The sequence below is a fragment of the Blastococcus sp. TML/C7B genome (assembly GCF_016612845.1).
In the GTDB taxonomy this organism is placed as follows: Bacteria; Actinomycetota; Actinomycetes; order Mycobacteriales; family Geodermatophilaceae; genus Blastococcus.
The window spans coordinates 1620360-1634035 of sequence record NZ_JAEOAA010000001.1 but is presented as its reverse complement, the minus strand read 5'-3'; the positions used below and the strand labels follow the sequence as shown (position 1 = coordinate 1634035).

The 13676-nt window shown below is 75.9% G+C and carries 14 protein-coding genes; 2 read left to right on the top strand and 12 right to left on the bottom strand.

Annotated elements, in window-relative coordinates; translation table 11 throughout:
• Positions 1-85: 85 nt before the first annotated feature.
• Positions 86-955: a bifunctional methylenetetrahydrofolate dehydrogenase/methenyltetrahydrofolate cyclohydrolase gene (locus JKP76_RS08035; protein WP_200490317.1), complete on the bottom strand. Its 870-nt coding sequence runs from the start codon at positions 953-955 to the stop codon at positions 86-88.
• A gap of 95 nt (positions 956-1050) precedes the next feature.
• Here JKP76_RS08035 and JKP76_RS08030 point away from each other — a divergent pair, with 95 nt between their 5' ends.
• Positions 1051-1557 (top strand): hypothetical protein, encoded by a 507-nt coding sequence (locus tag JKP76_RS08030; protein WP_200490315.1) that lies wholly within the window; start codon positions 1051-1053, stop codon positions 1555-1557.
• A gap of 10 nt (positions 1558-1567) precedes the next feature.
• Here JKP76_RS08030 and purH read toward each other — a convergent pair whose 3' ends face one another.
• From purH to sucC, 9 genes are all read right to left on the bottom strand, one after another.
• Positions 1568-3118, bottom strand: coding sequence for a bifunctional phosphoribosylaminoimidazolecarboxamide formyltransferase/IMP cyclohydrolase (purH, locus tag JKP76_RS08025; RefSeq protein ID WP_200490313.1), 1551 nt, complete (start codon positions 3116-3118; stop codon positions 1568-1570).
• Entirely contained in the window at positions 3115-3729 is a 615-nt protein-coding gene (purN, locus tag JKP76_RS08020; protein WP_200490311.1) for a phosphoribosylglycinamide formyltransferase, read from the bottom strand. The genes purH and purN overlap by 4 nt, the downstream gene beginning before the upstream one ends.
• Positions 3730-3748: 19 nt before the next feature.
• Positions 3749-4945: a DUF6350 family protein gene (locus JKP76_RS08015; protein ID WP_200490309.1), complete on the bottom strand. Its 1197-nt coding sequence runs from the start codon at positions 4943-4945 to the stop codon at positions 3749-3751.
• A gap of 85 nt (positions 4946-5030) precedes the next feature.
• Positions 5031-5879 (bottom strand): hypothetical protein, encoded by an 849-nt coding sequence (locus tag JKP76_RS08010; protein WP_200490307.1) that lies wholly within the window; start codon positions 5877-5879, stop codon positions 5031-5033.
• A 38-nt stretch (positions 5880-5917) separates the two neighbouring features.
• Positions 5918-6790 (bottom strand): hypothetical protein, encoded by an 873-nt coding sequence (locus JKP76_RS08005; protein WP_200490305.1) that lies wholly within the window; start codon positions 6788-6790, stop codon positions 5918-5920.
• Positions 6787-7404 carry a hypothetical protein gene (locus JKP76_RS08000; protein WP_200490303.1) on the bottom strand — a complete coding sequence of 206 codons (618 nt, stop codon included), beginning with the start codon at positions 7402-7404 and terminating at the stop codon, positions 6787-6789. Before JKP76_RS08000 ends, JKP76_RS08005 begins: the two co-directional genes overlap by 4 nt.
• Complete coding sequence (locus tag JKP76_RS07995; RefSeq protein WP_200490301.1) at positions 7401-8006, bottom strand: hypothetical protein; 606 nt, start codon at positions 8004-8006, stop codon at positions 7401-7403. Before JKP76_RS07995 ends, JKP76_RS08000 begins: the two co-directional genes overlap by 4 nt.
• A 169-nt stretch (positions 8007-8175) precedes the next feature.
• Positions 8176-9054: a succinate--CoA ligase subunit alpha gene (gene sucD, locus JKP76_RS07990; protein ID WP_200490299.1), complete on the bottom strand. Its 879-nt coding sequence runs from the start codon at positions 9052-9054 to the stop codon at positions 8176-8178.
• A gap of 32 nt (positions 9055-9086) precedes the next feature.
• Positions 9087-10250 carry an ADP-forming succinate--CoA ligase subunit beta gene (gene sucC, locus JKP76_RS07985; RefSeq protein ID WP_200490297.1) on the bottom strand — a complete coding sequence of 388 codons (1164 nt, stop codon included), beginning with the start codon at positions 10248-10250 and terminating at the stop codon, positions 9087-9089.
• A 159-nt stretch (positions 10251-10409) separates the two neighbouring features.
• Here sucC and JKP76_RS07980 point away from each other — a divergent pair, with 159 nt between their 5' ends.
• Positions 10410-12266, top strand: coding sequence for a CocE/NonD family hydrolase (locus JKP76_RS07980; RefSeq protein ID WP_200490295.1), 1857 nt, complete (start codon positions 10410-10412; stop codon positions 12264-12266).
• On the opposite strand, the gene JKP76_RS07975 is transcribed toward JKP76_RS07980, so the two are convergent.
• Both JKP76_RS07975 and JKP76_RS07970 read right to left on the bottom strand, forming a co-directional pair.
• On the bottom strand, positions 12256-12588 hold the full coding sequence (locus tag JKP76_RS07975; protein WP_200490293.1) for a cobalamin-dependent protein: 333 nt from the start codon (positions 12586-12588) through the stop codon (positions 12256-12258). The genes JKP76_RS07980 and JKP76_RS07975 overlap by 11 nt on opposite strands.
• Before the next feature lie 23 nt (positions 12589-12611).
• Entirely contained in the window at positions 12612-13559 is a 948-nt protein-coding gene (locus JKP76_RS07970; protein ID WP_309229907.1) for a hypothetical protein, read from the bottom strand.
• Between the last annotated feature and the right edge of the window lie 117 nt (positions 13560-13676).

Here is a 13676-nt window from a genome sequence, read left to right as displayed (position 1 = left end):
CGGCGGAGCACCGCCAGCAGCGGGAGCTGGCGGACCAGCCCGGCGACGAACGGCCGTCGGACGTAGAGCGGCGGCCGATCCCCGGTCACGCGGTGAGGGCCTCGGCGGCGGCTGCCTGCTCGGCGGCCAGGACGACGTTCTGCAGCAGCATCGCCCGGGTCATCGGGCCCACGCCGCCGGGGTTGGGGGCCACGAACCCGGCCACGTCGACGACGTCCTTCGCGACGTCGCCGGCGATCTTGCCGTCGACCCGGCTGACGCCCACGTCGAGGACGGCGGCGCCCGGCTTGACCAGGTCGGCGGTGATCAGGCCGGGCACGCCGGCGGCGGCCACGACGACGTCGGCCGTGCGCAGGTGCGCGGCGAGGTCGCGGGTGCCGGTGTGGCACAGCGTCACGGTGGCGTTCTCGGTGCGGCGGGTGAGCAGCAGGCCCAGCGGCCGCCCGACGGTGATCCCCCGGCCGACGACGACGACCTCGGCGCCGGCGATCGGCACCTCGTAGCGGCGCAGCAGCTCGACGATGCCGACCGGCGTGCAGGGCAGCGGCCCGGGGACGTTGAGCACCAGCCGGCCCAGGTTCACCGGGTGCAGCCCGTCGGCGTCCTTGGCCGGGTCCATCGCCTCGAGCACGACGCTCTCGTCGATGCCGGCGGGAAGGGGCAGCTGCACGATGTAGCCGGTGCAGGCCGGGTCGGCGTTGAGCTCCTCGACGACGGCGAGCACGTCGGCGAGCGTCGCGGTGGCGGGCAGCTCGCGCTGGATGCTGGCGATGCCGACCTGCGCGCAGTCGGAGTGCTTGGCGTTGACGTACCAGCGGCTGCCCGGGTCGTCACCGACCAGCAGGGTGCCGAGCCCCGGCCGGTGGCCGGCCGCGGTCAGCGCCGCCACCCGCCCGGTCAGTTCGGAGCGGATCGCCGCTGCCGTCGCCTTGCCGTCCAGGATCGTCGCGGGCACGGGGACAGTGTGCCCGAGAGCTGCCGGGACCGGGGCCGCGGTCCTAGGCTCCGACGCAGCGGGTCCCCCCGGACCCGCGCGGCCGGAGGTGCGACGTGACCGAACGCGACCAGAGCCCCGTCGGAGCGAGCCCCGGCACGACGGCCCCCGTCTGGTCGGCGGAGCCGGTCGCCGTCCGCGGGCCGGACAGCCTCGGCGGACTGCTGCTCATCCTCGCCGGCCTCGCCGCCGCGCTCAGCCTGGTGCTCGACTGGGTCGACGACCTCGACGGCACCGGCCTGGACCTGGTGCGCGACGGGTTCGACGACCTGGACTCGCTCGTCGACACCGGGCTGTGGCAGCCGATGGCGGTGGTGCTCGGCGGCGGGGTGCTGCTCGTGCTCGGCGTCCTGATGTGGCTGCCGGCCCGCTCGCACCGCCTCCTCGGGCTGCTCGGGCTGCTGGTCAGCGGCCTGGTGGTGTGGGCGGTCGTCGTGCCGCTGCAGGACGCCGACTGGCGGCTGGGCACCTTCGGCCCGGGCTTCTGGTGCGCGATCGCCGTCGCCGTCCTCGGGGTGCTCGGCAGCCTCAAGGCCCTGCTCACCGGCCGCAGGTACTACTGACCGCAGCGCCTCAGTGCGCGAAGTGCCGCGTGCCGGTCAGGTAGAGCGGCACGCCCGCGGCGGCCGCCGCGGCGACGACCTCCTCGTCGCGCACGGACCCACCGGGCTGGACGACGGCGCGGACACCGGCGTCGAGCAGCACCTGCAGCCCGTCGGCGAAGGGGAAGAACGCGTCGGACGCCGCGACCGAGCCGGCCGCCCGCTCCCCCGCCCGCGCGACGGCCAGCCGGGCGGAGTCCACCCGGTTGACCTGGCCCATGCCGACGCCGACGGTCGCCCGGTCGTGGGCGAGCAGGATCGCGTTGCTCTTCACCGCGCGCACCGCCCGCCAGGCGAAGACGAGGTCGTCGAGGCCGGCGGCGTCCAGCGGCTCGCCGGCCGCCAGCGTCCAGGTGGTCGGGTCGTCGCCGGTGGCGTCGATGCGGTCGGTGGCCTGCAGCAGCAGCCCGCCGCTGATCGGCCGCAGCTCGGCGGCCGCACCCGGCAGGTGCGGCAGGCGCAGCAGCCGGATGTTCTTCTTGCCGGTCAGCACGCGGACGGCGTCGTCGGTGAACGACGGCGCGACGACGACCTCGGTGAACACCTCGGCGACCTGCTCGGCCGTCGTCAGGTCGATCTCCCGGTTCGCCGCGATGACGCCGCCGAACGCCGACAGCGGGTCGCAGGCGTGCGCCTTGCGGTGGGCGGCCGCGATGTCCGGGCCGACGGCGATCCCGCACGGGTTGGCGTGCTTGATGATCGCCACGCAGGGGTCGGCGTGGTCGTGCGCGGCCCGCCAGGCGGCGTCGGTGTCGACGTAGTTGTTGTAGGACATCGCCTTGCCGTGCAGCTGCTCGGCGTGCGCCAGCCCGGGCGTGCTGCCGCGGTACAGCGCGGCGCCCTGGTGCGGGTTCTCCCCGTACCGGAGGACCTCGGCCCGCTCCCAGCTCGCCCCGACCCACTCCGGGAAGTCCGACGTCCCGTCGGGCGCGAGCACGCTGCTCATCCACGAGGCGACCGCGATGTCGTAGGAGGCCGTGTGCCGGAAGGCCGCCGCCGCCAGCCCCTGCCGCTCGGCGAGGGTGAAGCCGCCCTCGCCGACGGCGGCCAGCACGTCGCCGTAGCGCGCCGGGTCGACGACGACGGCGACCGACGGGTGGTTCTTGGCCGCGGCGCGCACCATCGCCGGGCCGCCGATGTCGATCTGCTCGACGCACTCGTCGGACGAGGCGCCCGAGGCGACCGTCTCGGTGAACGGGTAGAGGTTCACCACGACGAGGTCGAAGGCGGCGATGCCCAGCTCGTCCAGCTGGGCGACGTGCTCGGGCCTGCGGCGGTCGGCCAGGATCCCGGCGTGCACGGCGGGGTGCAGCGTCTTCACCCGCCCGTCGAGGCACTCGGGGAACCCGGTCACCTGCTCGACGGGGGTCACCGGGATGCCGGCGTCGGCGATGCGGCGGGCGGTGGCGCCGGTGCTGACCAGCTCCACCCCGGCACCGGCCAGCCCGCGGGCCAGCTCCTCGATGCCGGTCTTGTCGTAGACGCCGAGCAGGGCGCGACGGATCGGGCTGCGGTCGCTCATCGGGAGCTCTCGTCCTCTCGTTCGGCGGCCACCAGTCGGGCCACCGTCTCCACCAGGAGCTCGCGCTCCACGGCCTTGATGCGTTCGTGCAGGCGGGGTTCGTCGTCGTCGGGCAGCACCGGCACCTCGCGCTGGGCGAGCACCGGGCCGGTGTCCACGCCGGCGTCGACGAGGTGCACCGTCGAGCCGGTCACCGTCGCCCCGGCGGCCAGGGCGTCGCGCACGGCGTGCGCGCCGGGGAAGGCCGGCAGCAGCGCGGGGTGGGTGTTGATCAGCCGCCCGCCGAAGGCGTCCAGCACCGCCGGGCCGACGATCTTCATGAACCCGGCGGAGACGACGAGGTCGGGGGCGAAACCGGCGACCTCGGCCGCCAGCGCACGGTCCCAGGCGGCGCGGTCGGCGTGGTCGCGCAGCGCGCAGACGAACGTCGGGATGCCGCGCCGGGTGGCGTGCTCGAGGCCCGCGGCCGGGCGGTCGGCCCCGACGGCGACGACGTCCACCGGGTAGGCCGGGTCGTCGGTCGCGTCCAGGAGCGCCGCGCAGAGCGAGCCGGTGCCCGACAGGAGGACGACGACCCGTGCCCGCGCCGTCGATCGCCCGGGGCCGCCCACGCCGCGACCCTATCCGCCGTCAGGAGGCGAGGCGCCAGCGGCTGAACGCGGCCGCGACCGCCGCCGCGATCCCGGCCTGCGCCGCGATCGCCACGCCGGTCGCGATCGGCGGTGCGCCGACGTCGGCCAGGGCGCCGTCGCCCAGCGAGCCACCCGCCGTCCAGACGAGCAGGCCGCAGGCCACCCCGGTCAGCACCCCGGCGAGCACGCCGGCCAGGCCCGCCACCACGGCGCCGCCGTCGCCGGGCAGCAGGCGGCGGGCGAGGGTGCGGCCCGCCACGAGGCCGGCCAGCACGGGCACCGCCTGCGACGCGAACGCCAGCAGGGGCACCGCCTGGGTGTCGGGCAGCGCCGCGAGCAGCGGCAGCGCGGGCACCGCGCCCAGCGTCACGCCGTGCACCGAGACGACCGTGCCGCTGCCGACGGCGAACCCCGGCCCGGCGGCCAGGCCGAGGACGGCGGCGGCGGCGTTGGGCAGCAGCAGCACGCACAGCCCCAGCAGGCCGAGCGCGCCGGCGCCCGCGCCGCCGATCCCGCCGGAGACGGCGGCGTACCCGTCGGCGTCGGCGGCCACGGCGATCGCGACGACGGCGAGGCACAGCGCGAGCGCGGTCAGCACCCCGGCGAGGACGCCGCGCAGCAGCGGCCGGGTCTGCCCGGGCAGCTGGTCCAGCGCGGTGTCCACCGCGCCCGACTCGCGCGCGGCTCCCCAGCCGGCCGCTGCGACCGCGAGCAGCGCGCTGCCGAGGAGCGCGCGGAGCAGGCCGACCTCGGCGCCGGGGCCGTCCAGCAGCAGCGCCAGCACGGCGGTGAGGACGACGTGCGCGGCCGCGAGGACGCCGACGGCGGCGGCCGTCTCGCGCGGCCCGGTCAGGTCGCCGAGCCGCACGACCACGCGCCCGGCGGCCGACAGGCACCAGGCGATGCCGAGGGTGAGCAGCAGCGGGGCGAGCACGATCGGGCCGGATGCCACCGTGATGCCGGCCCCCTGGGCGAGCAGCCACAGCAGGCCGGCGAGCACCAGCGACCCACCGGCCCCCTGACCGCCGGTGGGGTCGAGGGTGTCGACGACGCCGACGGCCAGCCAGAGCACGCCGAGCCCGACGACCGAGGCCGCGGCGGCCCCGGCGAGCGCCAGCGCCGTCGTCGGAAGCGGACCGGTCGTCCGGCCGCCGTCCGGGCCCCGGCGGGGCAGACGTGCGAGCAGCGGGACCACGGCACCACTCTCGCAAGCCCGCGCCGCAGGTGGTCGGCGCACGCGCCCGGGGGGCGCCGAAAAGCCGCCACCCGGGCGCGTCCGCTCACGCTCCGCGGTCGGGCACCCCTGGCTGCGGCGTCGGCGGGGTGTGCCCGCGCTGCGGCCGCAGGAGCGCGAGCACCGCGAGGACGACGGCGGCCACGGCCGTGAGCAGCGCGAGGAAGGCGACGACGCTGAACCCGACCTCGTCGCCCGGCCCGTCGGCGAGGGCGAGCGCGTCGATCCAGGTGATGAGGAACAGCAGCAGCGCCAGCCCGGTGAGCCCCACCGTCACGACGCGGTGCGGCACGGGCACCCGCACGGTCGTGAACGCCGGGAGCAGCACCCAGACGGCGGCGGCGAGGAGGAGCAGCCAGGCGAGGACGGCCGGGCCGGTCGCGTAGCCGATCTCGAAGGTGAACAGCCCGCGGCCGCCGACCGCGTCGCTGAACCCGTTGGTCGTCGTGTCGAAGCCGTCCAGCCCCTCGCCCTCGAAGCCGTACCAGGGCAGCAGCATGAACAGCGTGAACAGCACGGCGCAGCCGGCGACGAACCACTCGAGGAGCGCGACCTTCGAGAAGTCCGCGGAGGACGACCGGCCCGGCGCGCCGTAGGGCGGCCGGCCGTAGGGGTCCTGCGGAGGCGTGCCCCACGGCTGCTGCGGCGGCGGCCCCCACTGCGGGCCGGGCTGCTGCGGGTGCTGCGGGTGCCGCGGCTGCTGTCCCCACGGCGGGGGCTGCTGCCCGTACGGGGGAGGCTGCTGTCCCCACGGCGGCGGCTGCTGGCCCTGGGGCGGCTGCTGCCCGTACGGGGGCGGCTGCTGACCCTGGGGAGGTTGCTGGCCGTACGGCGGAGGTTGCTGGCCGTAGGGCGGCTGCTGTCCCGGGGGCGGTGGCGGAGGCGGACTGGTCATGGCGGGCCACTCCTCGGCGGTCGGTCGATCACGGCAGGTCAGTCGAACTCGAGCGAGCAGTCGCCCCGCTGCTGGACGGCGCTGTACCCACCGCAGGTGCTGCCGTAGTACTCGTAGTCCGAGCCGTACTCGGACTCCCAGTACAGGTCGTCGCAGTCGACGAAGCTTCCCTCGGCGCAGGCCTGGGCGAGCTCGTCGAGCCACGGGTCCCAGTCGCGGTCCGAGCGGTCGACCGGGATCTCGTCGGCCGCACCGGAGGGGACCGAGCCGGACGACGCCGCATCCCGGAACTCCGACCAGTCCTGCACCTCCCCGGCCAGCGGCGGGGCCAGCTGCCCCACGGCCAGCCCGGCCGCGCCGACCACCGCGGCGCCGAGTGCGCCCGCGGCGAGCGCCCAGCCGATGCCGCGGGCGGCGATGGACCGGGGGCGCCCGGCCGCACCGGGCGCGAGCGCCCGGGCGATCGCCTGCTCGGCGGCGGCCCGCTCCCCCGACTCGTACCAGGAGCGGGACGGCGCCAGCCCGGCGAGCACCGCGATCGCCGCGCCCAGCAGCGCCACGAGCGCGCTGGTCACCGTCCGGGTGCCGTCGGCGTCCTGAGCCAGCTCGACACCCAGGACGACCAGGGCGAGCACCGCCAGGGCGGCGGCGGAGCCGCGGAGCAGGCCCCCGCCGCGCCGGAGCACCGCGGCGACCGCCCCGCCGACCAGGCCGGCGCCGGTGGCGAGCGCCGCCGTCAGGACGACGATGCGCTCGTCCGCCGCGCGCCACTCCAGCGGCGCGACGAGGTCCCCGAGGTCGGCGACCTCGGTCGCGACGACGAGGGCGACCATGGCGGGCACGGTCAGCGCCGCCGCGGCGACGACGGTCGCCGGCGGGAGCGGGGTGCCGGGGTGGGACGGCGCGGTCATCGGAGGCCCTCCGCGGCCGAGGACGTGCGGTCGAGTGCGGCGCCGACGAGCAGCGCGGCCAGGCCGCCCAGCCCCGTCAGGAGCGCGAGCGTGGCGAGCAGGACGCCGGAGCCCGTCTCGGCGTCGGCCAGGCTGCCGTCGCCGATGCCGGTCACCGTCGCCACGAGATCGCGCGAGTAGCCGATGACCAGCCAGGTCACCGCGGCGAACACCCCCACCGCGAGGACCGCGCCGGCGACGGCCGTCCGGCGCAGGCCGGCCAGCCGGTGGGCGGCAGCGGCGAGGCCGGCCGCACCGAGCAGCAGCGCGGCGGCGACCACGAGCGGGATGCCGAACAGGACCGTCTCGCCGGGTGCCGCGGCGTCGTCCTCCCATCCCGTCGCCGACGAGGTGGCCTCGCCGTCGTAGGAGACCGAGAACAGGTCGGTGAAGGGCGCGACCGCGGTCAGCCCGGCCGCCAGGAGCAGCAGTCCCGCGCCGACGAGCCGGAGCACCGCGCCCCCGTCGACGGTCCGCCGGGGCACCGCGGGTGCCCCACCCGGGGCGCCGACCGCCCAGGCGACGGAGGCGGTGCCGCCGGGCGCCGGGGGCTGCCACGTGCCGGAGCCGCTCATCGGGGAGCTCCCGCCCACTGCTCGCGTGCGGGCAGGTCGACGACGGCGAGGACGCGCGCGCGACCGCGCCGGGCGGTCGCCGCGGCGGCGAGGGCGAGGAGCACACCCGCGACCACGAGCCCCGTCGCCGGCCCCCACTGGGCGGAGAGATCCTGGCCCTCGGCCTGGGCGATGTCGCCCCGCCCGACCACGGCCTGCACCCCGGCGATCCCCGCCAGGAGGCCGGCGCCGGCCAGCGCGGTCAGCTGCGCCACCGACGACCACGCCCCGGGCTCGTCGTCGCGGGCTCCGAGGAGGGCGGCGACCGCGGCGGCGGTGAGCAGCAGCACGGCCAGCATCCCCGGGAGGGTCCAGTCGAGGGAGACCCAGCTCCAGGTGCCGTCGTCCCAGCCCGGCACGGACTCGCCGCCGGCGACGCGGGTGACGACGTCCGGGTACCCCGTCTCGCCGGTGGGGTCCCACGTGCTGGTCAGGCCGACGCCGAGGGACAGGACCGCGGTGACGGCCGCCCCGGTCGCGAGCCCGGCGGACACCTGGCGGACGCCGACGGGCCGCAGCACGGGCACGCCGCCGGGGCGGGTCGCCGGCGCGGACGCCGTCATCTGGTTGCTCCGAACCGCACTGTTCTCCCTCACTCGCAGGACGCGCCGGTCGGCGCCGCGCCTTCCTACCTGCAGCGGGGCCGCACCGCACCTCCGGCGCGCCGGGAACGACGCGGGCCCGGCACCCCTCTCGGGGGGCCGGGCCCGCGTGCGGTCGTGCTGGGAGGCGTCAGCCGGCGATGATCTCGCGCATCAGCTGGGCGGTCTCCGACGGGGTCTTGCCCACGCGCACGCCGGCGGCCTCGAGGGCCTCCTTCTTCGCCTGCGCGGTACCGGCCGAGCCCGAGACGATGGCGCCGGCGTGGCCCATGGTCTTGCCCTCGGGCGCGGTGAAGCCGGCGACGTAGCCGACGACGGGCTTGGAGACGTTGGCCTTGATGAAGTCCGCGGCCCGCTCCTCGGCGTCGCCACCGATCTCGCCGATCATGACGATCGCCTCGGTCTCCGGGTCGGCCTCGAAGGCCTCCAGGCAGTCGATGTGCGTGGTGCCGATGACCGGGTCGCCACCGATGCCGACGGCGGTGGAGAAGCCGAGGTCACGCAGCTCGTACATCATCTGGTAGGTCAGCGTGCCGGACTTGGAGACCAGCCCGATCTTGCCCTGCTTGGTGATGTTGGCCGGGATGATGCCGGCGTTGCTGCGCCCGGGGCTGATCAGGCCGGGGCAGTTCGGGCCGATGATGCGCGTGGCGCCACCCTGGGCGTGCGCCCATACGTAGGTGGAGTCGTGCACCGGGATGCCCTCGGTGATGACCACGGCGAGGCCGATCTGGGCGTCGACGGCCTCGATCGCGGCGGCCTTGGCGAACGGCGGCGGCACGAAGATGACGCTGACGTCGGCGCCGGTCTCCTTCATGGCGTCGGCGACCGAGCCGAACACCGGCACGCTGGTGCCGTCGAAGTCGACGTTGGTGCCGGCCTTGCGCGGGTTCACGCCACCGACGATGGCGGTGCCGGAGGCGAGCATGCGGCTGGTGTGCTTCATGCCCTCCGAGCCGGTCATGCCCTGGACGATGACCTTGCTGTTCTCGTTGAGGAAGATCGACATCTTGTCTGGTGTCCTGTCGGGAGTCGGGGAGGTCAGGCGGCGGCGAGCTCGGCGGCCCGGCGGGCGGCGCCGTCCATCGTGTCCACGACGGTGACCAGCGGGTGGTTGGCCTCGGCGAGGATCCGCCGGCCCTCCTCGACGTTGTTGCCGTCGAGACGGACGACCAGCGGCTTGGTGGCCTGGTCGCCGAGCTGCTGCAGGGCGGCGACGATGCCGTTGGCGACGGCGTCGCAGGCGGTGATGCCACCGAAGACGTTGACGAAGACGCTCTTCACGGCCGGGTCGCCGAGGATGATCGACAGGCCGTTGGCCATGACCTCGGCGGAGGCGCCACCGCCGATGTCGAGGAAGTTGGCCGGGCGGACCCCGCCGAACTCCTCGCCGGCGTAGGCGACGACGTCCAGGGTGCTCATGACCAGGCCGGCACCGTTGCCGATGATCCCGACCTCGCCCTCGAGCTTGACGTAGTTGAGGTCCTTCTCCTTGGCGGCGGCCTCGAGCGGGTCGGCGGCGGCCTTGTCCTCGAGCGCGGCGTGCGCCTCCTGGCGGAAGCCGGCGTTCTCGTCGAGGGTGATCTTGGCGTCGAGCGCGAGGACCGTGCCGTCGGGCGCCTTGGCCAGCGGGTTGACCTCGACCAGGGTCGCGTCCTCCTTCGAGAAGGCGTCCCACAGCTGCACGGCGATGGCGATGACCTGGTCGCGCACCTCGGGGGCGAACCCGGCGGCGTCCACGATCTCGGCCGCCTTGGCGGCGTCCACGCCGACGCTGGCGTCGACGGGGATGCGGGCGAGGGCCTCGGGGCGCTCGACGGCGAGCTGCTCGATCTCCATGCCGCCCTCCTTCGAGGCCATGGCCAGGAAGGTGCGGTTGGAGCGGTCCAGCAGGTACGAGAAGTAGTACTCCTCGGCGATGTCGCTGGCCTGGGCCACCATCACGCGGTGGGTGATGTGGCCCTTGATGTCCAGCCCGAGGATGTCCTGGGCGCGCGCCTTGGCGTCCTCGGGGTTGTCGGCGAGCTTGACGCCGCCGGCCTTGCCGCGGCCGCCCACCTTCACCTGCGCCTTGACGACGACGGTCTGCCCGATCTCGCGGGCGATCGCCTCCGCCTCCTCGGGCGTCTCGGCGACGCCGCCGGGGAGCACGGGGACGCCGTGCGAGGCCAACAGGTCACGGGCCTGGTACTCGAAAAGATCCACGAACAGGGACCGTAGCCCGCCCGTAACCGGAATGCCGCCCCGGGCGTTGAGGAGATGGGTCCGGCGTGGGACGCATCACAGGGTTCCTCACCCCATCGCGGCAGCGATCGAGCCGGCCCGACGCACGTCCGCCCGATCGCCGACCGACGAGGAGCCCTTGTGCGCCGCGCCACGACCGTCCTGCTCACCGCTCTGCTGACCGTCGGGGGGACGGTCGTGCTGGCCCCACCGGCAGCCGCCGCCGAGATCGTCCCGCGCGACCTGACGATCACCGCGACGGGCCTGGGGCCGGAGGGCCGCACCTGCCAGATCGACGCCGACCTGTACGTGCCCGACGGGGTCACCGCCCGCCGCCCGGGGCCCGCCCTGCTGGCGACCAACGGCTTCGGCGGCACCAAGGACGACCAGGCCGACTTCGCCCAGGGCTTCGGCGAGCAGGGCTACGTGACGCTGTCCTACACCGGTCTCGGCTTCGTCGACGGCGACCTGTGCCCCATCACCCTCGACGACCGCGAGCACGACGGCGTGGCGGCGAGCCAGCTGATCCGCTTCCTGGGCGGGGACCCCTCGGTCGTCGCGGTGGACGACGCGACCGGCGAGCGGGTGGTGGTCGACCAGGTGATCCGGCAGGACCGCCGCACGCGGGTGGCGCACGACCCCGCCGTGGGCATGGTCGGCGGCTCCTACGGCGGCCAGATCCAGTTCGCCGCCGCCGCGGTCGAGCACGCGGCCGGCACCGACCGGCTCGACGCGATCGTCCCGATGATCACCTGGAACGACCTCTCCTACTCGCTCAACCCGGACAACAGCGGGTTCCCCGGTGGCACCGCGCGCAGCGGCTCGGTGAGCTCGCCGGACACCGGCGTCTTCAAGTACCAGTGGTCGCTGCTGTTCACCGCGCTCGGCCTGGTCAGCGGCCTGCAGGACCTGCCGGCCCTCGGCGACCCCGCCCAGGTGCGCAACCTCGCGAGCGGCAACTGCCTCCACTTCGACGCCCCCGTCTGCACCGCGCTCGCCGAGGTCGCCGCCACCGGCTACGCGGGCGCCGGCTCGGTGGACTTCCTGCGGTCGAACTCGGTGGCGAGCTACGTCGACGACGTCCGCACGCCGACCCTGATCGCGCAGGGCCAGGCCGACACCCTGTTCAACCTGCAGGAGTCGGTGGCCACCTACTCCGCGCTCAAGGCGCAGGGCACCCCGGTGTCGCTGGTCTGGCACTCGTGGGGGCACAGCGGCCTGGACCCGCTGCCCGGCGAGCTGGACGAGCGGAACCCGGGGACCTCCTACCAGGGCCGCCAGGTGCTGGCCTGGTTCGACCACTACGTGCGCGGCCGCGGCCCGGCGCCCGAGCCGGTGTTCGACTACTACCGCGACTGGGTCATGGCGGAGACCGGCGACATCGAGCAGGCGTACGCGTCGGCGCCGTCCTACCCGGTCGGCACCGAGCGGACGCTGCACCTCTCCGGCGGCGGGCTGCTCGGCGGCTCGCTGGTCGAGGACCCGTCGCGGGTGGTGCCGGGGCTCAACGGCTTCAGCAGCGTCCTGCCGTTCGGCCCGAACTACACGGAGACCGCGTTCCTCGACCAGACCGGACCGGTCACCGACCCGCCCGGGACGGCGATCCGCTTCTCGACGCCGCCGCTGACGCAGCCGCTGGACGTCGTCGGCTCGCCCCGGCTCACCGTGCAGCTGGACGCCCCGGCCGTCGCGGCCACCCAGCACCTGGGCCCCGGCGCCAGGCTGACCGTCTTCGCGAAGGTCTACGACGTCGGCCCCGACGGTGCGGTGGAGCTGCCGCACCGGCTCATCTCCCCCGCCCGGATCACGGACGTGACGACGCCGGTCACCATCGAGCTGCCGGCGATCGTGCACCGCTTCGCGCCGGGCCACCGGCTCGCGGTCGTGCTCGCCGGCGGCGACCTCGCCTACCGGGGCGCCACGCTGCCGCAGCCGGTCACGCTGCAGACCGGGCCCGGGCGGGTGCAGCAGCTGACGCTGCCGGTGGTCAGCCCCTGAGGCGGGCGCGCAGCGCGTCCGCGGCCCCGGCCGGAGCGCCGAGGTCCGCACCGGCCACCACGAGCACGTCGTCGATCCCCCGGTCCGCCAGCAGCTCCCGCACGCGGCGGACCGGGGCCTCGTCGTCCCCGGCCGGCACGACGGCGACGGCGTCGGCGTCCTCCTGCACGACGGTCGCGGCCAGCTGGTCGGCCGCCTGCGGCCGGTCGGTGTAGACGACCTCCACCCCGGCGTCCCGCAGCGCGCGGGCCAGGACCTGGGCCGTCCGGTCCTCGTCGGCGTCGCCGGGCCCGGCGACGACCACCCGGATGCGCTCCTCCACGGCGGGCAGCCTAGGAGAGCGGGTCAGGGGCGGCGGAGCCGCCAGGCCAGGGCTGTCAGCACGCCGAAGCCCACGCCGGCCACCAGCAACGCCGCACCGGGAACGGTCCAGCGCAGGTCGTCGGAGACGACGGCGTCGCGGACCCCGCCGAGCCCGAGGGTGAGCACAGTGACCGCGATCGCCAGCAGCCCGCCCACCGCGGCCAGCCGCGGGCGCAGCGAAGGGGCGGTCACCGAGCACAGCACCAGGGCGCCGGCGAGCAGCAGGCCGCCCAGCAGCGCCAGGCCCGGCCGCTCGAGCAGCGCCTGCGGGCCCTCGCGGGTCACCACGACCTGCAGCCCGGTGGCCGGATCGGTGACCAGGTCGTCGGGCACGTCGGCGGCGGGCAGCGTGAGGGAGAGGACGGCGCCGACGCCGAGCAGCACCGAGGCGCCGGCCAGCGGACCGCGGACGGCGTCCAGCGCGCCGCCGTCCTCCATCACCGTGCGCCCCCAGACGGCGACGGCCACGGCACCGGCCAGCACGGTCAGCGCGAGCGCGGCGAGGCCCGCCACCCAGCCGGGACCCACGTGGATGTCGCTGGTCAGCACGCGCTCCCCCGCGAGCACCTCCACGCCGGGCCGGGCGGTGGAGCCGCGGCCGCGGTAGAGCTCGATGAGCAGCTGCCCCAGCGCGAGGGCGCCGGCCACCGCCGCGTACGCCAGCCCGAACTTCGGGACGGCGGAGCGCACCAGCGAGACGCCGACCGCCGCCGAGACCAGCGGGCCGAGCAGGGCGACCAGGACGCCGGGAGCGCTCCCGCCGAGCACGAGGTCCCGGCCGTCCACCTCGAGGTAGGTGGGGAACGCCGAGACGACGCCGGCCAGGGCGGCGAGCAGCAGGAGCACCCCGGCGACGCGGACGGCCGGCGGCACGGCACCGACGACCAGGCCCTCGCGGGAGGCGCCGGTGCGGATCTCGGGGGCAGGCACGGGTCTCCCTCCGTTCCAGGTCACGAACCGGCGTCGATCGGTCGTCGTTCCGGCGGTGTACGTGTGACGGGCGCCACACAGGCGTATTACCGTCGGGTGAACGGAGCACTCAGGGTG